Source organism: Legionella sainthelensi (genome assembly GCF_900637685.1).
GTDB classification, from domain to species: domain Bacteria; phylum Pseudomonadota; class Gammaproteobacteria; order Legionellales; family Legionellaceae; genus Legionella; species Legionella sainthelensi.
The window spans coordinates 1763243-1782383 of record NZ_LR134388.1 but is presented as its reverse complement, the minus strand read 5'-3'; the positions used below and the strand labels follow the sequence as shown (position 1 = coordinate 1782383).

Here is a 19141-nt window from a genome sequence, read left to right as displayed (position 1 = left end):
AGATCTCCTTTTGGTTTAGTTTATCGGAAATCTCATCTATGTCATGGCATTATTTTTTGGGGATAGGTCACATGTATACCGATGGTGCTTTACAAGAAATCAATTCAAATTGGCATCAGGCGGGTTTTGACAATGCACTTGAGATTCAAATTAAAGACAAAAAAATTAAAATACTCAACGCAGTCTATTTCATTGCCACAAAGTTTGAGGCATTCACTGATAGGGCCTATAAGAATAATGATTATTGGGATTGTAAAGATTTGGAAGATATCATCAATGTTATCAATGGCAGACCTGAATTATTTGTAGAAATAATGAACTCACCGAAAGATGTTGTCCAATTTATTTCAGGATACTTTAAAAAGCTCATCGAAGATCCTAAATGGTTAGAAGCAATAAAAACAATCGCTCGGCTTGAGCGCTCTAGAAATATTGTTTTGAGTGCAATAGAAAAAATTAGCGCCTTGTAAATGAAATATTCAAAATCTCCATTTTGTTTTATTTAAAACAAAACGGTGAATTTTTTTCTGAGACCAAAACGTGTCTCAACTGTGACGGCACTATACTGTAATAGGCAGTTTTAGGCAGTTCCTGGTGAATTTGACGCTTCACAACATATTGATTTATAACGAATTTTAAACTAGAGCATCAGGCTTCGAACCAAGGTTCCAGGGTTCAAGTCCCTCCGAGCGTGCCATAACTTTAGTTTAGTTGATAGGCTTTACAAAGTGACGCCCTTTAAATAAATTAACTTACCAAACAGATAAAAAGGAATTATTTTTGAAAAAAAGGATTGCAGTAATTGGTTCAGGGATATCTGGTTTAACGAGTGCTTATTTATTGAGCAAAAACCATGATGTTTCATTATTTGAAGCAAATGATTATCTTGGTGGTCATACACATACTCTGTCTGTCGAAACTAAAGAAACTGTATACTCGATTGATACTGGCTTCATCGTTTTTAATAAAAGAACATACCCCAGCTTTTGTAAATTGCTTGAAGAGTTAAATGTAGCAATTCAACCCAGTGAAATGAGTTTTAGTTATCGCTCCGATCCCAAGGGACTTGAGTACAGCGGTCATAATTTAAACACCCTTTTTTCAGATCGTCGAAACCTCTTTAAATTGAACTTTTATCACCTAATCAAAGACATTATTTTATTTAATTCCGATGCAAAAAGTTCTTGGCTCGAAACAATGATCTCGAAATAACCATCAATGACTTCATCATGGAAAACAAGTATTCAGAGCAATTTAAAGAATGTTATCTTATTCCAATGATGGCTGCCATTTGGTCTAAAAATAAAGAAGACACCCTAAATTGTTCTGCTTTTTTTATATTACAATTTTATAACAATCATGGGCTTCTTGATTTGTTCAACCGACCTCTGTGGTATGTTATTAAAGAAGGATCAAAAAACTACATTACACCGATGGTTGAGCGGCTAAAAGATCAAGTGTACTTAAGTTCCAAAGTAGAAGGAATAAAACGAGAACCTAATAAAATTAAGATATTCGTGAATTCCGAAGAACAACTGTTTGATGCGGTCGTATGCGCTACTCATAGCGATCAAGCACTAGCGATGCTCGAGGCACCCACTCCTGAAGAAATCAACATTTTGTCGGCAATAAAATATACTGAAAATGAAGTAGTTCTTCATAAAGACAAAAATGTAATGCCAAAAAATAAAAGGGCTTGGGCAAGTTGGAATTACCTCGATAACCAAGGCACTGCACCAACACTCACCTACTATATGAATCGCTTGCAATCAATTCATTCCAACCATGATTTTTTGTATCAGTTAATCTTGCACATGAAATTGCTGAAAATAAAATTATCCAATCATTCAACTATGCGCATCCCTGTTTGACTGTGTCTGCGTTAAAAGCTCAAAAGCAAATTAATTTGATTAATGGGATGAATAATACATACTATGTTGGAAGTTATTGGGGTTATGGCTTTCATGAAGACGGGGTCAATAGTGCGATTAATACCTGTACGCTTCTGGGAGCCTAGATGATGAACCATCTCATTTTTACAGGTCATGTCCGTCATCGCCGCTTTTTTCCCAAACGGCATCAGTTTTCATATCAGTTATTTATGTTCTGCTTTGAGCTGGATAACATAAATACAACCTTCAAAGACATCAAACAGGTTTCCATAGAGAAATTTAATTGGTTTTCATTTAGACGCAAAAACTATCTGAATGAATCGACCATCCCTCTTGAAGAATATGCTCGCAAGTTGGTAATGAATCGGTACGGAATCTATCCAAAGGGGAAAATCTATTTATTAACTCAACTGAGTTGTTTAGGATATTGTTTTAACCCAATCAGTATTTATTTTATCTTTGATGAGGGAAATCGAAATCTTGATTATTTAATTTTGGAAGTCACCAATACCCCCTGGGGAGAACGTCATAATTATGTTCTGAAGCATTCAGCCAAACCAAAAAATGAAATATATTCTTATGAATTTCAAAAGGAACTGCATGTATCTCCCTTTATGTCCATGAATTATTCCTATCAACTCAATTTGAAACTAAATAATGAAAAAATTGTAGTTCATATGGAAAATCATATTGAAGGAAAGAAAGATTTTGATGCAACATTAATTTTAAAGGCCCAAGATAATTGCTCCATTAAAAAAATATTTTGGCACTATCCTTTAATCACTTACAAAGTTGCAGCTGCGATTTATTGGCAAGCATTAAAACTATGGATTAAGGGTATTCCTTTTCATGCACATCCAAACTCCAATAAAAGGACATCGAATGGATCAAAATAATCATTTATCTACTTTAAGCACAAGGCTTTCCAAAAAAGTATTTTGCAAATTATTAAATGGAATCACCCACGGAGCCATCAAAGTCAATGACGTGAGTGGTAGTTATATATTTGGTAATGAAAATGAGAGGAATAATTCAATCGCAACCATCACCATAAACAACCCCAAAACCTATAAAGCCATTCTCATGAGGGGCTCTGTTGGGGCAGGAGCAAGTTACATCGATGGAGATTGGGATACAGATGACCTACAAAAATTAATTGAGCTTATTATTAAAAATGAATCCCTCTTCAATAATATTGAAAGTCCCTTCGCCCGTTTTTTTAGTCTCATTAGAACAATAAACTATAAATTAAAAATTAACTCAATTCGTCGCGCTAAAGAAAATATTTTAGCACATTACGATTTAGGAAATGCTTTCTTTAAATTAATTCTTGACCCGTCAATGATGTATTCATGCGCTCTTTATAAGCCTTCGGAAATCAGTTTAGAGGAAGCATCTCAGAAAAAAATTCAGGCCATTTGTACTGCATTGCAACTTAAGCCCACCGATCATATTTTGGAAATAGGTACAGGATGGGGCGGATTTGCATGTTTTGCCGCGCAAAGATATGGATGCAAGGTGACCACAACAACGATTTCAGAAAAACAATATCTTTATGTCAAAGAAAAAATCACTCAATTGGGCTTAAATCATCAGATTGAATTATTAAAAGAAGACTACAGAACTCTTTCCGGCCAATATGACAAAGTCGTTTCAATCGAGATGATTGAGGCTATTGGACATAAATATTTTGATACCTTTTTTCAGCAATGCAATCAGCTGCTAAAACCTGAAGGTTTATTTTTCTTACAAGCCATTGTCATTAATGATCAAGCCTATGAAGCAGCGAAAGATGAGGTTGATTTCATCAAAAAATATATCTTTCCAGGAGGATGTTTGCCTTCAGTTTTCTCAATCAATAAATCAATTGCCAGCAAAACCACTCTACAATTACTGTCATTTGAAGACATAGGCCACCATTATGTCGCTACTTTGAATGATTGGTATAAAAACTTATTAACGAATAAAAAAGAAATTCTAGCGCAAGGATTTACTGAGTCTTTTATTCGCACTTGGGAATTCTATTTTTGTTATTGTGCTGCAGGTTTTCAGACCCATTACATTAGCGATATTCATGCTTTGTGGCGAAAAAGACGATGAATACATTGCACTATCTAATTCATACTATTGCTTATTATATTGCTTGGTTCGCTTGCATCACTCTTGCTGCTCGGGGATATGCATGGATAAGCCCTCTTATCGTTATTGCTTGTGTTGTATTGCAATTGTACTGGCAACATCAAACCGGGAAACCCCTAAAAGGGCTATGGCTTTTATTAACGATTGTAGTCTCAATCAGTACTCTAATCGATAGTGCCCTGGTTTATAAAGGAATAGTGCTTTATTCAGCAAACCCTTTTTCTCCCTATTTTACATCTCCTTGGATGATCACGATATGGATAAGTTTTACGGTTGTTTTATATGCCACATTAAGTAGCCTATTTGCTCACCTATTTCTACTCAGCTTTTTGTCCTGTGTGGGTTTTGCCTTGTCATTTCGCATCGGGGCCAGCTTAGGTGCTGCATTTTTTCCTTATGGCAGCAATATGACCTGTCTTTTTATCGGGGTAATTTGGGCAATTTTATTGCCATTTTGCGTGTACTGTTATCAGAAGATTAGGGATGATCAATAATGTATCCTATTGGTATTGTAGTGATTTATCTTTTTTTACAAATGAGTATTATGTGGGGATTATATCGTATTCTAAAAAACCCTTCTGTTGTTGATGTTTGTTGGTCATTAGGATTAATGGTTTCAGGGTTAATTTATTTAAAGGTTGCATCTTTAAGTTTTCGTACTCTGATTATTGCCATTCTTCTCATTCTATGGGCTTTACGCCTTGCATTCTATCTATGGTACACACGAATCAGAAAAGGACATGTTGACAAGCGTTATATTGAACTCAGTTCCAATTGGAAAATAAGCCCCTCTCTTGGATTTTTTATTAACTTTCAACTCCAAGGGCTACTCATCCTAATCATTTCAAGTGTGTTTTTACTGATTAGTAAATCCGGACTGACTCATATTACCATGATAGACATCCTTGCAATTTGCATTATTACAGTGGGAATAATGGGAGAGACTATAGCAGATTTACAACTGCAACGTTTTAAAATACAACATAAAGGGGAAGTGTGTAACAAAGGTTTATGGAATTATTCACGTCATCCTAATTATTTTTTTGATTGGTTAAGCTGGATAGGATTCGCTTTATTTGCGATACAGTCCAGTAAAGGATACCTGTGCTTGTTTTCCCCTTTGATGCTTTATGTTATTTTTACACGTATGACAGGTCCCATGACAGAAAAAGGCTCCATAAAATCACGGGGACAAAAATATATTTATTACCAAAAGCAAACGTCAATGTTTTTTCCTTGGTTTAAGAAAAAAAGCGGCTCTGAATAAAGACAGCAAATAAACTACTCAGGCCACATAAGACCATTCCCCAAATAAAATCGATTAATGTTATCTTCCAAGGCCAGTTCGCAAGGATTGAGTAGTTGGTGAAATCATAGATACCATAAGTCACAAATCCAAGGATTACTCCTCCAGCAAGAGCTTGCAGGTAATTGCCTTGTGCGCCGGGCAAGACAAAATAAACGATCCCTAATGCGATGCACACATAAACAACTGCTGCTGCCCACCAAATAGGAGCCATGCCTGCATCCGATTTTCGTAACAGCATACCGATGTTTTGGGCATAAACCGATTTCGCAATGATACCCAACCAAATCATATCCAACATAAAGATACATACCATTGTCAAGAAAAAGAGCCCTATAAGTTTCATTGTCGTTCCCCTATGGATAACTACTTTTTAGCTAAATTCTGCTCTAATAAAGATTTGGGCACCGGTTTAACATCCCAGACGATACCCATGAGTTCTAAAAGTTTGATTAGGTAATAAGTAATATCAATTTCCCACCATCGAAACCCCTGACGCGCTGATGCGGGGTAATGATGGTGGTTATTATGCCACCCTTCACCAAGCGTAATGAGAGCAAAAAACAGATTGTTTTTACTGTTATCCGACGTTTCATAACGTCTTGTACCATATACATGACACAGGGAATTAATGATTACGGTTGTATTAAATAATGCTACCAAGGAAACGCTGAAACCCCAAACCAACATTTCACCAACACCCGTGTTCCATTGTGGTTTATAAGTCTGGAGTATCCAACCTGTGATGAAAAGAGCAAGAAATAATAATACAGGCATTAAAATGTCATATCGCTCAAGAAAAACAAGTTCTGGGTATTGCTCCAAATCCCTAACTCGCTCCGGATTGTAATGATAATGTTTTTTGGTTAGAAACCAACCCACATGACTCCACCAAAAGCCATGTTGAACTGGTGAGTGTGCATCTTCTGGCGTATCAGAAACCATATGATGCTGCCTATGATGTGCTGCCCACCAAAGAGGTCCACGTTGGGCTGACGTTCCTGCAAGAGCCGCAAAAATGAATTGCCAAAAGCGATTGGTTTTGAATGCCTTATGAGAGAAATATCGATGATAAAAAGCACCAATAGTAAACAAACGGAAAAAATACAGAATCACTGCAACACTCAAGGCAATCCAACTGAAACGCACATAGAAAACCAGTAGACAGCTAAGATTAATCATAAGGAAAGGAATCGTTCGACTCCAATCAATTGCATTGCTTAAAGGTTCATCAGGATTGTAGTTATTTTCACTCACAATCCAACGGTGTATCAAACTTCCTAAAAACTTCATCAAGTTAATCCCTAATTCTTTTCTAAATTGAAACCATTCATTCAATTAATAACTAATTATTTTTGGCGTGCTTTGCCTTTGAATAAAGAGGTATATAATCAAAACATTGTGGTCCACTTTCTGAACCACATTCATCGTAAGTATTATCAGCACACAGAAAAAAATCCTCTGCCCCATATTCTGCTGCTCGAGACATTGCCTCGTCAATAGAATTAAAATGCCAGAGCTCTTTTCCTTTATGAATAAAAACATCGGAGTCTTTAGCAATAATTTCAACGATATATTCATGAAGCTCGATTGGTGAATATATCAAAGCGATTGCTTTAGAACCACTCTTAGCTTGGTTAATTAAATTTTCGCGCGTTTGATTTGCCATGATTCTATTCCTCATGAAGTGTTATTCTTTAAATTATAGCTGCCATTGAGCATTGAAACCGTACCTAATGGTAATGCTCCTCTGTTTTACCTCTGAAAAGAAAATAGGCATATAAGGTATAGGCAAGTAATATAGGCAGCATAATGGCGACACCGACTAATATGAATGTAAGTGTCGAAGATGGGGCTGCCGCTTCCCAAATGGTAATCTGATGTGGAATCAAATAAGGATAAACACTAATAGCTATGCCAATGTAAGAACACAAAAAAATGATAATGCTGTAAATAAAAGGTTTTCGTTCGTTATTAGAATTTAAAGATAAATTTCTCCAGGTAAGATAAATGGCAAAAGCAGTAATTAAAGGAAGCGGACTTAACCATAAAAAATTGGGAAATTGATACCAGCGATTGAAGACTTCGGCGCTGTGCAATGGGGTCCAAATGCTAACAAAGACTAAAAATAAACTCACAGCGATCAGCAAGCCACGAGCATAGTGGACCATTTTGGCCTGAAGTTTGCCGCTGCTTTTGATAATCATCCATGTAGCACCAAGAAGCCCATAACCACTTACCAGAGCAATTCCAGTAAATAAGCTGAATGGAGTTAACCAACTGGACTGAGTAATTGCCATAGTTTGAGGATTCATTGAAAACCCTTGAACAAAACATCCAAGTATGACTCCTTGAAAAAATGCTGCTGCAATCGAACCAATCGTGAATAGCCAATTCCATACAGGTTTCGACTTATCCGCTTTAAAACGAAACTCAAAACTAACTCCGCGGAAAATCAAGGCAATTAACATGAACATGATAGGAATATAAAGAACAGGCAAAAGAGCCCCATAAACCTGAGGGAATCCTCCGTACAATATGGCGCCGCCAAAAACAAGCCAGGTTTCATTGCCATCCCATACAGGGGCAATTGAATTCATCATCTTATCTCTTTCACTTTCACTGCTTGTAAAAGGAAATAAAACGCCAATCCCTAAATCAAACCCATCTAAAATGACATACATCATGACAATAAAAGCAAGTAATATAGCAAATACAAGTGGAAGCATTATTTTTTCTCCACATTTAAATCAGTCATGTATTGAAAAGCATGATGCTCGACTTGGTCTTGCTCGATTATTTCAGGACCTAAACGAATCAGTTTCAGTAAATAGTACAAATAAAACCCAAACACAACGCCATAAGCAAGCACAAGCAGTGTAAAAGAGATTATCACATCCTCTGCACTGATTGCAGAGACTGCATCACGAGTTTTCAATAATCCATATACCACCCAGGGCTGTCTTCCAATTTCAGCAGCGAGCCATCCCGAAATACTGGCTATAAAACCCAGTGGCGTGAGTGTAAAACACCAATAATGAAACCATTTTGCCTCATAAATTTTGTTTTTATAACGAAGGAATAAGCCTAAAATTGCTGTTGCAAACATCAGAAGACCGATGCCTACCATAATTCTAAATGAGAAAAACACAGGGGCAACTCTTGGTTGCTGGTCAGGTGCCACGGAGTCTAAACCAACCATTTTGCCATCCCAGTCATGAGTATTGATAAAACTTGCAAGTTTAGGAATTTCAATAGCATAGTTATTTTGTTGTTTTGCCTGAGAAGGCCAAGCAAATAATACTAAAGGTGCACCATTTTGCGTATGCCAAAGCCCCTCCATGGCCGCTGTTTTAAGCGGTTGATGCTCTTTAACCATGAGCCCCACAATATCACCAACCACAATTTGGACAGGAACAAGAATTAGAGCGGCCCAAAGTGCAAAAGACATCGTTTTCTTTGCGGCCTCCATTGCTTTTTTGCGAAGCAAATAATAAGACGCAACCCCCATAATAACAAAGCAAGTAGTCACATACGAGGCCAAAATCATATGTATAAAGCGTGGTATAAACGATGGGTTCATCACCACAGCCCACCAACTGGCAACCACGTATTTCCCACCTACTATCTCATAGCCACTTGGTGTTTGCATCCATGAATTCGCCGACATAATCCAAAAAGCTGAAATGGTTGTCCCTAAAGCCACCAGCAAAGTTGCAATAAAATGAAGCAAGGGTGGTACTCTTTTCCAACCAAAGAGCATCACACCTAAAAAACCTGCTTCGAGGAAAAAGGCCGTCAGTGTTTCATAGGCAAATAGCGCGCCCAAGACATTGCCGAATTGAGTGATGAATGGTCCGAAATTCGTTCCAATTTGATAGGCTAGTACAATGCCTGAAACAACTCCCATTCCAAAGGTAAGTGCAAAAATCTTGGTCCACAGTTTGCAAATTTCAAGATAGACTGTTTTTTTAGTTTTTAACCAAAGAAATTCCATAATAACTAAAAATACAGCCAGTCCCAAATTCAATGTTGGAAATAAAATATGAAATCCGATGCTAAAACCAAACTGGGCACGTGATAGAATTTCTACAAGCATTTCATCACTCCAATCATTACCAACTGTTTTTTGTGATGCAGCCAATAATATGTAACGAGTAAGAATATCTCATTTAGGAAAAGTACGTCTGCATTGTACACTGCAGCGTGGCTGCATTACGGCCAATATTTAATTATCGTATATGTATAATAAATTATCAAATCCATACTTTTTTATTGTTTAAAATAAGTTATTAATAAGCTGAATATGACGAGAGTGGTTATACCTGTCCGCATCTTAAAATAGAAGCGTTCTTCATAGTTGTATTTTAACAATAAATAATCTAAGCCCAAAAGCAGTAAGTAAATTGGCACTAAAAATAGGGGATAAGTCACTGTCCTGCTACTGCTCCACAAAATCCAAAGGATTAAGACAGTTATGACACTTGCAAAGAGAATGAGGTTGAAAGTTGAATTCGAACGTACCACATATCCCCAGTGAGTTCCTGCCATGAAACTGGCAATAAGAGTTGCATAAGAAAAAAGTAAGGGTTGAGTAGCACCGAGATAGGGAAGTTCGCTAAGACCTAAAAGGGAGCATAATGCAGCTACAATGAAAGGGGTAGCGCCTAAATAGGTCAAACTTGTAACAAGACTATTTTTTTGTGTCATTGGATTGTCCTTTTCCTATAAGTCAATGCGATTTTATTTTAATTGATTTAAACTCAGAGATGAATTAACTGTCCTTTTCAATCTAACAAAAAATATTGAACTTTTAAATTTCATCAAGCATAGTAAATCTAACTTATCGTTTTTGTGAATTTAGTATGGCTAATTATTTAGTTATAGCGGCAAGCAGTGCAATTGGGCAATCGGTTACCACTTTTTTGATAAAACGCGGCGACACAGTATTCACTACTGCAAGAGATAATCGTAAAATTAATCCAGATTTTTTACTTGATGCCAGTGATTTTGATGCTGTCAGTGACGTTTTTCGCAAGATTGGCAACATTGATGGTGTTGTTAATTGCGCAGGTTCTTTACTTTTGAAAAGTGCTCACTCGACAACATTTGAAGAGTTTCAATCCTGTATTAATGCTTCGTTAACCACCGCATTTGCAACAATTCGTGCTGCAGGTTTGATAATGAAAAAAGGCGGCTCAGTAGTATTAATTTCATCATCAGCAGCATTGGTTGGCCTTGCAAATCATGAGGCGATTGCTGCAGCAAAAGCGGGAGTAATAGGTCTTGCTCAAGCTGCAGCAGCTACTTATGCCCCAAATAACTTAAGAGTCAATGTGGTAGCGCCAGGAATGGTTAATAGCCCCTTAACCTCTTCCATATTAAATAATCAGTTTGCTTTTAATGCATCCACAGCGATGCATCCTTTGGGACGTATTGGAACACCAGAGGATATCGCTCAAGCGATTATTTTTTTATTAACTCCAGAAAATAGTTGGATAACTGGGCAAGTTCTTGCAGTGGATGGGGGGTTAAGTCATGTTCGCCCCAAAATAAAAATTTAGCTAACTAAGAAAAAACAATTTATGACAAAACTCTGCTTTATTTTAGGCGATCAATTGAGTGACACTTTGTCTGCACTTCGTGAAATCAATAGGCATGATGATGTTGTCTTGATGTGTGAAGTGACAGAAGAGGCAACTTATGTCCGTCATCATCCTAAGAAAATTGCATTTTTGTTCTCTGCAATGCGCCACTTTGCTCAAACACTCACGATTAAAGGATATGATGTCCGCTATACAAAGTTTGAGGATCCAGACAATCAAGGAAGTCTGGTCAAAGAACTGATGCGAGCCGTTGAAGAAATACAACCTTCTGCAATAAATCTGACTCAGCCAGGGGAATGGCGCGTTCACAAAATGTTTGAGGACTTGAAAAGTAAATTATCCGTTCCATTAATAATTTACGAAGACAATCGCTTTTTATGCACTATAAATGAATTTAAAGATTGGGCTAAAGGAAAAAAACAACTACGCATGGAGTTTTTTTACCGGATGATGCGTCAAAAATATCGCATTTTAATTGATAGCAATGATAATCCAATCGGGGGCTCCTGGAATTATGATGCGCAAAATCGTAATCCTGCAAAACACATTCCCTCATTTCCAAAACGCTTGAATTATCCAGAAGATGAGATTACTGTCGAAGTTTTGAGATTGGTGAAAAAAAATTTTTCAACCCATTTTGGGCAATTGATTCCCTTTGAATTGGCAGTGACCCGCGCTGATGCCTTATCGGAAGCACATTATTTCATTGAACATTGTCTTATCTCTTTTGGCGACTATCAGGATGCGATGTTAACCTATGAAACCAGTTTATTTCATTCAAGATTGTCGTTTTATCTTAATGCCGGACTGTTATTACCTATAGAACTATGTCGCATTGCAGAGCAGGCTTATCTGCAACAAAAAGCCCCTCTTAATTCAGTAGAAGGATTCATACGTCAAATTCTAGGATGGCGAGAATACATTCATGGTATTTATTGGTATTTTATGCCTGCCTACAAAGAAATGAATCACTTTCAAGCAACAAGAGCTTTGCCTGCATTTTTCTGGGGATCAGACACTAAAATGTTTTGTATCAAAGAAGTAGTTCGCCAAACGTCGGTAGAGGCTTATTCGCATCATATCCAACGACTCATGATAACCGGTAATTTTGCGTTACTTGCAGGCATCAACCCCAAAGAAGTCTGTGAATGGTATCTTGCTGTTTATGCTGATGCCTATGAGTGGGTAGAGCTCCCCAATACCTTAGGTATGGCACTTTATGCTGATGGTGGTTTGATGGCAAGCAAACCGTATGCTGCCAGTGGAAAATACATTCAGCGCATGAGCAATTTTTGTGAATCATGCTCCTATAAGCCAAATACATTACTAGGAGAAAAAGCGTGTCCATTTAATGCATTATATTGGAATTTTCTTAAACAAAATGAAGACAAGCTTAAAAATAATCCTCGACTTCATTATGCTTATATGAATTGGCAAAAAATGCCCTCTGATAAAAAAGAAGCAATCCATGCTCAGGCTCAAGAAATTTTATCTTCTTTAGATTCAGGACGTCTTTAAGCTCGCGTATTAAGAGCCCAAATGATCTCGTTGAGAGCACTTGAAAAAATAAGTCAAAAAAATAGGATAATACTAATTAGGTACTTGCTCTACCTTCATTTTCATAAACGGTACACAATCATGTTTATCGACTTGTCCTTAGAGTTTTTTTCCATCAATGAGTATCGGTTCAACACCCCGCAGTACATTTTTTATCTTACTTTTCCAAATTCGTTGAAGAAAAGAAACGTACCATGTCTTTTAACTCTTCTTGTTGAACCTGGGCATTTATCCAATTAAGTTGCACCTGCGTGGTTACCTGCTCTCGTTGATTCACTAAAAATAAGGTACTGTCTCCTTCATAGAATTTTTGTGTCTCTCCTTGTTGCACCTTAAGTGCCAAATGATACTCCTTCTTTAAGAAAGCTACCTGCTGATGGATTCTTCTTATCCCAATATAAAGATTGGTAAGTTGATTTTTAAGCTGCTCATACATAAACTTTTTTTCTGCTCTTATTTGCTCGATTTCACCCTGTGTACGAATTAACCTCCCTTTGGCTTCTCGGCGTAATACAGGAAATTTGAAAGAAACCCCGATAAAAGCTGCCTCTGGGATTAACGCAGAATATCCTCCACTGCCGTATTGCTTAAACGTATATGCAGTAGCATCCAAATTGGGCAGCAACTCATTTTGTGCCAAGTCACGCTTAAGCTTAATTATTCTTGAGTAATTTTGTAGTTTTTTTAAAGAAGGATGGCGAGCTAATTGAGATAATCCTTGCGCTAATTGACCTGACTGCATCAAAATATGCGAAGGCAGCTCTCTTTCCAAAGGAATTTTAGGACTTCCCTTTTCATCTCGATAATACAAAGATAAATTAATGCCAGCCTGTTCAAATATCATCATCCCTTGGTTAAGTAATTGCTCTCTCTGGATTATTTGTTGCAAGTTTTCGGTTATGGCGAGTTTTGGCAAATCACCTTGATTTGCTTGTTGCTCAATTGCCACTTGCCGCTTTCGAGCTAATTTTAATAACTGCCTAAAGGTTTTTAATTGCAATCCTGCTTCTACCCATTGCCAATAAACTTTAATCGTTTCTTGATATATCTGAATTTTAATCGCTTCCGAGTCGTGCTTTTTCATTTCAATTGACTCCGCGGTAGTCAATAAATTGGTTCGATCCTTATCAATTGTTCGGTCACGAAGTAAAGGAAATGAAAGTCCGGCTCGATACTCCCCGCCTGAATTCGTTAAGTAGTTTTGATAATAAATAGGCCAGTCTCCATTCCCATTTCGATAACCTGCAAATAATTTGACTCCATTGTAAAAGGTTGGAACATTAAGCTGAGTATCTCCGTAATTGTTAATATAGCCGCCAAGGGGCTGTGATCGGGTAGTTGCATCAAGAGAAGGATCAAACCTTCCCAACGCACTCAAATGCTCGCCTTGAGCCTTTGTAATTTCCAGACGCGCTATTTTAATTTTAGGATAATAATGTGCAACACTTTGAAGCACCTTGTCCAGGGTTAATTTATTTTGTTCGCTTGCCTCGCTGACAAATGAAAGGAAGAAACAGATAAAACCTAGAATGAGCTGATATTTAAATTCGGTATGAGCGAAAAATCGATTCATGGCTGCCCCTTCTCTGGGGTACTTTCGGGTGGAAAACCATTAAATTGCCGCCACAGTTCGTACCATAAAGGCACTTGTCCCAATTGAATCCAACCATGAACACGCACACCTTGCCTTAAAAATCGCGTTTGAGGCCAAGGTTCATCAGGAATAATGACGGCACGAAATAACCCAAGACCATTGTCTGTGGGATCTATAAAAGAAACAGTACCCCCAAAAGTACCTACGGCAATTTCAGGCCAACCCCGAAATTGGATTGCAGGCCATCCCTCGAACTGTAAGCGAGCTTTTTGATGAAGTCGAACAAACGGAATATCATTGCCATCAATCCATAGCTCCACAGCGCGTGATTGAGTCTCGGGAATAATTTGTGCCAAAACATCTCCCGCTTTAACGACTACACTCTCTTGGCCTGTCAATCGTTTAAAAATTACTCCTGCCACATGGGCTTTTATGAGTTGTGTTTGCTGACGGGCAATACGTACATCAACATCCACCATGTCAATATTTGCTTGCGCTAACTCACTTTGGTATTTGGAATATTCAATTTGTGCCAATTCAAATTGACGTTTTGAATTAATTCCTTGCTGATATAACCTTTTTTGTCGTTCCAGATTGGCTTTTCCCGCTACTATTGATTGTTCTGCTGCCTCTATCCGCAGTGCAATTGCTTTCTTTTCTAATTCCAATCGCTTCAATAACCCAGGATCATTATCATTGATTTCAACTAGAAGATCTCCGGGTTTTACCGTCATCCCCTCATCAACATACCATTTTTTAATACGCCCATTGATTGGTGAGTTTAATGTATGAAGCCTTTCGGTTGGTGAATAAGCAATCACCTTACCATCACCAAGAGCAAACTGTTGCCATGGAGTAAAACTTAAAAATAAAACGATAACTAGAGTGATAATAAAAATTATTTTGGCGATTTTTTGTGGCTTTGGTAGTTTTGCAATCATGGTATAGGCATGTAATTTCATGGAAGCACCACGCAATTTGTCATTTCCTTGAGTTCATGAGTTTGAGTGACTAAAACCAAAATGGTATTATTCAAGTTCAGCAATCGCTCCATGAGCAAGTCAATTTTTTCTCTCTCTAATCCATCAAAAGTTCGGTCAATAATGAGTAATTGTGGCTGCAACAAGACAGCTCGAATAATCATTAGGGCAATGAGTTCAAATTCTGTAAATTCATTTTGCCAGTCATAAATAATCGTTTTCAAGCCATTAGGTTGATGCATTATTTTTTCAGCAAGTCCGAATTGATTAAATTGTTCAATAATAATCTTGGTTGATGCATTTTTATGGTTTAACACCAGATTGTCATAAATGCTGCCTGCAAACCATTCCGGCTTTCGCAACAATAAGCTGTATTGGCGAAGTGCTGTTCGATGCTCTTCATTACAAATACTTTGATTCACTAAAAGGTCCATGTTACATTTTTTTCCAAAACCCAAAAGTGATTCGGCAAATGATTTACAGAATTCTGCATTTTGAGAATAAACTACTAATGGCTTTTCCAATGCAGCACTTACTTTGATCTCATCAAAGAGCCGAATTTCGATTGTTTTCATAGGCAGAAATAAAGTATCAAGCTCATTTTTGATTTCCTCTAGTGGTAAATTAAGGACTGCATCAATCTTACTTTCTGAGGACACTAAATCGTAATAATTTTCTAAAAGGACACCAAAACGTTTAAATGCATAAATCAGCGCACCAAGTACAATTTCAGCAGCTACAAGCTGACCTAAACTCAATTGATTTTTAATAACAAGATATCCTCCTAATCCTAGCAGGATACTGCCTGAAAACGCCGAAAGGAGATAAAAACCAATTTGATGCTTGATGAGTTGCTTAAAATGAGTATTCCTTGCATTTAAAAAAGAAACCAAATGCTTGTCGGATTGTAAAATGGCATAGTGATTGTAATTACTGAATCGGAATAAAAATCGATTAATTAAAAGTTCTTCGAGCCAGGCGCCTACTTGATGTTTTTGCGCACACTCTTTTTTTGCACTCTCTAATCCCTTACGATAGGGGATGAAAATAATGAGTAGGATACTTAGAATAATAAAAGCGTCAAAAATGATAAATAAGGGATGATAAATGAGGAGAAGTAGCAACCCAAAAATAAGCTGTAATCCTAAATTCACCCCATAGAGCAAAAGACTGGCAAGTGATTTTTTGATGGTAACCACTTCAAAAAAGCGATTCACAAGCTCAGGACCATGATGCGTTGAAAAACTATCTAACGACAAGCGAGTAAAATGATTCGTTAGGTTTAGACTTATTTTTACCATTAATTTTTGCTGAATGACCTCGAGCACTACGGTTTGCCAAACATTTAAGGCACCAAGAGCTGCCATCAAGATGAATACAATGAGGCTCAAAGTGACTACAGGCTGCATTAATTTTCCAAAGGCAATTAAATTAATTAATGTTTGTGCTGCAATCGGGACGCTCAAAGTCAATAAGCTTGCTACCAGACTAATGAGCGCAATTGATACTAATGTCGGTTTATCTAAAACATCCTTAATAGAATTCATTTCTTTTCTAATTATCCTTTTTTATTTTAAGACATTAATGTTTTAATTTCTTTAGTATGAAATACTCAAGCGATTCAATCGCTTTATTGTGTTCTTTCTTTTTTAACAAGGATACATGAATATCGCTCAATTTTGGTAAGAACCCCTCATCAAGTCGTTCAAGATCGCTGGGAATCATACTTCGTTGTATCGCAGTAATGCCTAGCCCTGCGCGCACTGCAGCCATTTTTCCAGCATAGCTTGGACTACTGAACACAAGACGCCAGTTTAAATGGTGATTATCGAGAGAATCAATAACATTTCCACGATAGACACAAGGCGTTGGCGAGAGCACCAGCGGAATTGGCGTGGTTTTGTTGAATTGAGTTAAAAGCTCTCTCTTCCCCACCCAATCTACCGGTTCATTCCAAACAGCTACACCCTCAGCTATTTGATTTCTTTGATTTGTTTTGATTAAAATCAAATCAAAATCGCCGTGATTGAACCGTTGGATTAAATTAAGGGTCAGCTCACATTCAACATTCAGCATCACCCTTGGATGAAGCCGTGAAAACTCAACCAGTACATCCGACAAAATCATTGAAGCAAAATCCTCAGGCAAACCAAAACGAAGCTCCCCATGAAGCTCTGGCGCTTTAAATCGGTCGAGTGATTCGCGATGAAGCTCATAAATCCTTTTGGCATAGCCTAAAAAAAGCTCTCCGTCAGGGGTGAGCGACAACTCACGTCCGCGAAGAATTAAAGGTTTTTCAATCAGTTGCTCAAGTTTTGCAATCTGCTGACTGATCGCGGATTGAGTACGCCCCACTCGAAGGGCTGCTTTTGTAAAACTCTGGGTTTCTGCAACCGCCAAAAAGCATTGCAAAGTCACTGTATCAAGACTCATTAGAACTCCTAATGACATATATAAAAATTATTAATTTCACTTATATAAGTTTATCTAATATATTCCGATTGTAGCAAAATAATTTCTAATGAGGAATACTGTGAATACGATAACAAATTTTTTATTTGTCGCTCTTCTGGCCTCCCCTGCCCTCGCTCTGATCATTAACTGTTTTAGTGGCAAAAAAAGAGCTGTCTCTGCAGCTGCATGGGGAAGTTTTTCTATTGGTTTTGGATTTATAATCGGTCTCATTTTATTAAGCCGCTTGAGCTTCTCAGAAATGCCGGTGACCTATCTGCTCATCATCTGTAATACCTTAAGTTTATTATTATGTAATTTAATTTTACTGGTAAGTTTTATCGTTCATCGATTTTCTTTAAGGTACATGGACGGCGACCGAATCTATTCACGTTATTTTTTTACCCTGGCAGCGATTACCCTTAGCGCTGTAGTCATGGTTCTTGCAGATAACCTCTTTCTCTTTTGGTTTTCTTGGTCACTCAGCAACCTGCTATTAATCGTGTTAATGGTTCATAAAAGCGAATGGACTGCGGCAAGAAACTCGGGGCGGCTCACCCTAAATACCCTATTGATAGGTAGCATCAGTTTATTAGCCGCTTTTACTTTAATCACCTTAAGCAATGACACCGCTTCCATTAACGCTTTAAATGAGAAGGAACTAGCAGGATCCTCTGTTTTTGTGCCTGCTATGACTCTGATTATGCTCACCGCATTAACTCAATCCGCTATTTGGCCCTTTCATCGCTGGTTGATTAGCTCTTTAAATTCGCCAACTCCTGTTTCTGCTCTGATGCATGCAGGCCTTGTCAATGGCGGTGGCATCCTCATTGTAAAGTTTGCCCCACTTTTTGCAGCATCGAGTTACTTACTGATGACTGTATTCGTTCTGGGAGCCATCTCAGCTTTCTTAGGAACTTTTTGGAAGCTCATGCAATATGATATTAAAAAAATGCTGGCTTGCTCTACTTTAGCGCAAATGGGATTTATGATGATGCAATGCGGTCTAGGGCTATTTGCCGCGGCTGTAGCTCACTTGTGTTGGCATGGTTTATTCAAAGCCTATTTATTCTTAAGCTCAGGCTCGGTCGTTGCCCAAAGAAGTAATGAGCCTAAAATTAAGACATACAAACCAATTGTCGTTTTAATTGCTAGTAGTGGCGGCATCTTAGGCATGCTTGGTTTTGCATTTATGACGAATAAGCCAATCCTGTCTCTGCAAGCAACCTCATTCTTACTCGTATTTGCATTCATTGCAGGAACGCAAATGATGCTCACAGTAATGAACAATCGCTTGTCCCTCATCAACATGGCCATTGGGCTCTTGATGTCTTCCTTAGCGGGCTTGGTTTATGGCGCAAGCATTCATCTGATTGAATTACTGCTTCCAAACTTAACTATGTTTTACTTACCTAAGCTATCCATACTGCATCTGATTACCTTGGCTCTGCTTGTAGCGCCTTGGTTACTGTTTAACCTTGGATTGATGAAAAAAATTAAAGAATCGAATTTCTCGTGTTGGGTCTACATGAATTTATTTAACCAAAGCCAGCCCTCTCCCAAAACAGTAACCACACTACGGTCTGATTATAAATACTAATTATTCTAAGGAGTAA

20 protein-coding genes are annotated in these 19141 nt (G+C 37.7%); 10 read left to right on the top strand and 10 right to left on the bottom strand.

Annotation, left to right across the window (positions count from 1 at the left end; genetic code table 11):
• The first annotated feature begins 71 nt into the window (after positions 1-71).
• From EL220_RS07840 to EL220_RS07815, 7 genes are all read left to right on the top strand, one after another.
• On the top strand, positions 72-470 hold the full coding sequence (locus EL220_RS07840; protein ID WP_035906571.1) for a hypothetical protein: 399 nt from the start codon (positions 72-74) through the stop codon (positions 468-470).
• A 310-nt stretch (positions 471-780) separates the two neighbouring features.
• Positions 781-1212 (top strand): FAD-dependent oxidoreductase, encoded by a 432-nt coding sequence (locus tag EL220_RS18820; protein WP_232002699.1) that lies wholly within the window; start codon positions 781-783, stop codon positions 1210-1212.
• Between the two features lie 17 nt (positions 1213-1229).
• On the top strand, positions 1230-1871 hold the full coding sequence (locus EL220_RS18815) for an FAD-dependent oxidoreductase (RefSeq protein WP_232002698.1): 642 nt from the start codon (positions 1230-1232) through the stop codon (positions 1869-1871).
• Positions 1872-2017: 146 nt separating this feature from the next.
• Positions 2018-2788: a DUF1365 domain-containing protein gene (locus EL220_RS07830; protein WP_027272264.1), complete on the top strand. Its 771-nt coding sequence runs from the start codon at positions 2018-2020 to the stop codon at positions 2786-2788.
• Positions 2775-3992 carry an SAM-dependent methyltransferase gene (locus EL220_RS07825; RefSeq protein ID WP_027272263.1) on the top strand — a complete coding sequence of 406 codons (1218 nt, stop codon included), beginning with the start codon at positions 2775-2777 and terminating at the stop codon, positions 3990-3992. Before EL220_RS07830 ends, EL220_RS07825 begins: the two co-directional genes overlap by 14 nt.
• On the top strand, positions 3989-4525 hold the full coding sequence (locus tag EL220_RS07820) for a DUF2878 domain-containing protein (RefSeq protein ID WP_027272262.1): 537 nt from the start codon (positions 3989-3991) through the stop codon (positions 4523-4525). Before EL220_RS07825 ends, EL220_RS07820 begins: the two co-directional genes overlap by 4 nt.
• Positions 4525-5298: a DUF1295 domain-containing protein gene (locus tag EL220_RS07815; protein WP_027272261.1), complete on the top strand. Its 774-nt coding sequence runs from the start codon at positions 4525-4527 to the stop codon at positions 5296-5298. The genes EL220_RS07820 and EL220_RS07815 overlap by 1 nt, the downstream gene beginning before the upstream one ends.
• Here the strand turns inward: EL220_RS07815 and EL220_RS07810 are convergent.
• From EL220_RS07810 to EL220_RS07785, 6 genes are all read right to left on the bottom strand, one after another.
• A complete protein-coding gene (locus tag EL220_RS07810; RefSeq protein WP_027272260.1) occupies positions 5273-5683 on the bottom strand; it encodes a DUF2177 family protein in 411 nt (136 codons plus the stop codon). The two genes, EL220_RS07815 and EL220_RS07810, sit on opposite strands and share 26 nt — an antisense overlap.
• A 20-nt stretch (positions 5684-5703) precedes the next feature.
• Positions 5704-6630 (bottom strand): acyl-CoA desaturase, encoded by a 927-nt coding sequence (locus EL220_RS07805; RefSeq protein WP_027272259.1) that lies wholly within the window; start codon positions 6628-6630, stop codon positions 5704-5706.
• Positions 6631-6682: 52 nt separating this feature from the next.
• Positions 6683-7006 (bottom strand): hypothetical protein, encoded by a 324-nt coding sequence (locus tag EL220_RS07800; RefSeq protein ID WP_027272258.1) that lies wholly within the window; start codon positions 7004-7006, stop codon positions 6683-6685.
• Positions 7007-7070: 64 nt separating this feature from the next.
• Positions 7071-8066, bottom strand: a complete 996-nt coding sequence (cydB, locus tag EL220_RS07795; RefSeq protein WP_027272257.1) for a cytochrome d ubiquinol oxidase subunit II — start codon at positions 8064-8066, stop codon at positions 7071-7073.
• Positions 8066-9436, bottom strand: coding sequence for a cytochrome ubiquinol oxidase subunit I (locus EL220_RS07790; protein WP_027272256.1), 1371 nt, complete (start codon positions 9434-9436; stop codon positions 8066-8068). Before EL220_RS07790 ends, cydB begins: the two co-directional genes overlap by 1 nt.
• Positions 9437-9609: 173 nt before the next feature.
• The gene (locus EL220_RS07785; protein ID WP_035906568.1) at positions 9610-10047 is read right to left on the bottom strand and encodes a DUF3429 domain-containing protein; all 438 of its coding nucleotides are present in this window, start codon (positions 10045-10047) and stop codon (positions 9610-9612) included.
• A 155-nt stretch (positions 10048-10202) separates the two neighbouring features.
• Here EL220_RS07785 and EL220_RS07780 point away from each other — a divergent pair, with 155 nt between their 5' ends.
• Both EL220_RS07780 and EL220_RS07775 read left to right on the top strand, forming a co-directional pair.
• A complete protein-coding gene (locus EL220_RS07780) occupies positions 10203-10901 on the top strand; it encodes an SDR family NAD(P)-dependent oxidoreductase (protein WP_027272255.1) in 699 nt (232 codons plus the stop codon).
• 21 nt (positions 10902-10922) lie between these two features.
• Positions 10923-12461, top strand: a complete 1539-nt coding sequence (locus EL220_RS07775; RefSeq protein ID WP_027272254.1) for a cryptochrome/photolyase family protein — start codon at positions 10923-10925, stop codon at positions 12459-12461.
• Between the two features lie 196 nt (positions 12462-12657).
• Here EL220_RS07775 and EL220_RS07770 read toward each other — a convergent pair whose 3' ends face one another.
• Genes EL220_RS07770 through EL220_RS07755 form a run of 4 tightly spaced genes read right to left on the bottom strand, consistent with a single transcriptional unit; the run spans position 12658 to position 17507 of the window.
• Positions 12658-14073: a TolC family protein gene (locus EL220_RS07770; protein ID WP_027272253.1), complete on the bottom strand. Its 1416-nt coding sequence runs from the start codon at positions 14071-14073 to the stop codon at positions 12658-12660.
• Positions 14070-15056: an HlyD family secretion protein gene (locus tag EL220_RS07765; RefSeq protein WP_027272252.1), complete on the bottom strand. Its 987-nt coding sequence runs from the start codon at positions 15054-15056 to the stop codon at positions 14070-14072. The genes EL220_RS07770 and EL220_RS07765 overlap by 4 nt, the downstream gene beginning before the upstream one ends.
• Positions 15053-16621 (bottom strand): ABC transporter transmembrane domain-containing protein, encoded by a 1569-nt coding sequence (locus EL220_RS07760; RefSeq protein ID WP_027272251.1) that lies wholly within the window; start codon positions 16619-16621, stop codon positions 15053-15055. The genes EL220_RS07765 and EL220_RS07760 overlap by 4 nt, the downstream gene beginning before the upstream one ends.
• A 34-nt stretch (positions 16622-16655) precedes the next feature.
• A complete protein-coding gene (locus tag EL220_RS07755; protein ID WP_027272250.1) occupies positions 16656-17507 on the bottom strand; it encodes a LysR substrate-binding domain-containing protein in 852 nt (283 codons plus the stop codon).
• 100 nt (positions 17508-17607) lie between these two features.
• On the opposite strand from EL220_RS07755, the gene EL220_RS07750 reads away from it, so the two are divergent.
• The gene (locus tag EL220_RS07750; RefSeq protein WP_027272249.1) at positions 17608-19125 is read left to right on the top strand and encodes a proton-conducting transporter transmembrane domain-containing protein; all 1518 of its coding nucleotides are present in this window, start codon (positions 17608-17610) and stop codon (positions 19123-19125) included.
• The last annotated feature ends 16 nt before the right edge of the window (positions 19126-19141 follow it).

Bases quoted from the DNA above. Each gene is read 5' to 3' on its own strand.
- EL220_RS07760 (WP_027272251.1), bottom strand. From the start codon at position 16,621: ATGAATTCTATTAAGGATGTTTTAGATAAACCGACATTAGTATCAATT.
- EL220_RS07815 (WP_027272261.1), top strand. From the start codon at position 4,525: ATGTATCCTATTGGTATTGTAGTGATTTATCTTTTTTTACAAATGAGT.
- EL220_RS07840 (WP_035906571.1), top strand. From the start codon at position 72: ATGTATACCGATGGTGCTTTACAAGAAATCAATTCAAATTGGCATCAG.
- EL220_RS07765 (WP_027272252.1), bottom strand. From the start codon at position 15,056: ATGAAATTACATGCCTATACCATGATTGCAAAACTACCAAAGCCACAA.
- EL220_RS07830 (WP_027272264.1), top strand. From the start codon at position 2,018: ATGATGAACCATCTCATTTTTACAGGTCATGTCCGTCATCGCCGCTTT.
- EL220_RS07810 (WP_027272260.1), bottom strand. From the start codon at position 5,683: ATGAAACTTATAGGGCTCTTTTTCTTGACAATGGTATGTATCTTTATG.
- EL220_RS07790 (WP_027272256.1), bottom strand. From the start codon at position 9,436: ATGCTTGTAGAAATTCTATCACGTGCCCAGTTTGGTTTTAGCATCGGA.
- EL220_RS07780 (WP_027272255.1), top strand. From the start codon at position 10,203: ATGGCTAATTATTTAGTTATAGCGGCAAGCAGTGCAATTGGGCAATCG.
- EL220_RS07820 (WP_027272262.1), top strand. From the start codon at position 3,989: ATGAATACATTGCACTATCTAATTCATACTATTGCTTATTATATTGCT.
- EL220_RS18815 (WP_232002698.1), top strand. From the start codon at position 1,230: ATGGAAAACAAGTATTCAGAGCAATTTAAAGAATGTTATCTTATTCCA.
- EL220_RS07775 (WP_027272254.1), top strand. From the start codon at position 10,923: ATGACAAAACTCTGCTTTATTTTAGGCGATCAATTGAGTGACACTTTG.
- EL220_RS07825 (WP_027272263.1), top strand. From the start codon at position 2,775: ATGGATCAAAATAATCATTTATCTACTTTAAGCACAAGGCTTTCCAAA.
- EL220_RS07785 (WP_035906568.1), bottom strand. From the start codon at position 10,047: ATGACACAAAAAAATAGTCTTGTTACAAGTTTGACCTATTTAGGCGCT.
- EL220_RS07800 (WP_027272258.1), bottom strand. From the start codon at position 7,006: ATGGCAAATCAAACGCGCGAAAATTTAATTAACCAAGCTAAGAGTGGT.
- EL220_RS07770 (WP_027272253.1), bottom strand. From the start codon at position 14,073: ATGAATCGATTTTTCGCTCATACCGAATTTAAATATCAGCTCATTCTA.
- EL220_RS07755 (WP_027272250.1), bottom strand. From the start codon at position 17,507: ATGAGTCTTGATACAGTGACTTTGCAATGCTTTTTGGCGGTTGCAGAA.
- cydB (WP_027272257.1), bottom strand. From the start codon at position 8,066: ATGCTTCCACTTGTATTTGCTATATTACTTGCTTTTATTGTCATGATG.
- EL220_RS07805 (WP_027272259.1), bottom strand. From the start codon at position 6,630: ATGAAGTTTTTAGGAAGTTTGATACACCGTTGGATTGTGAGTGAAAAT.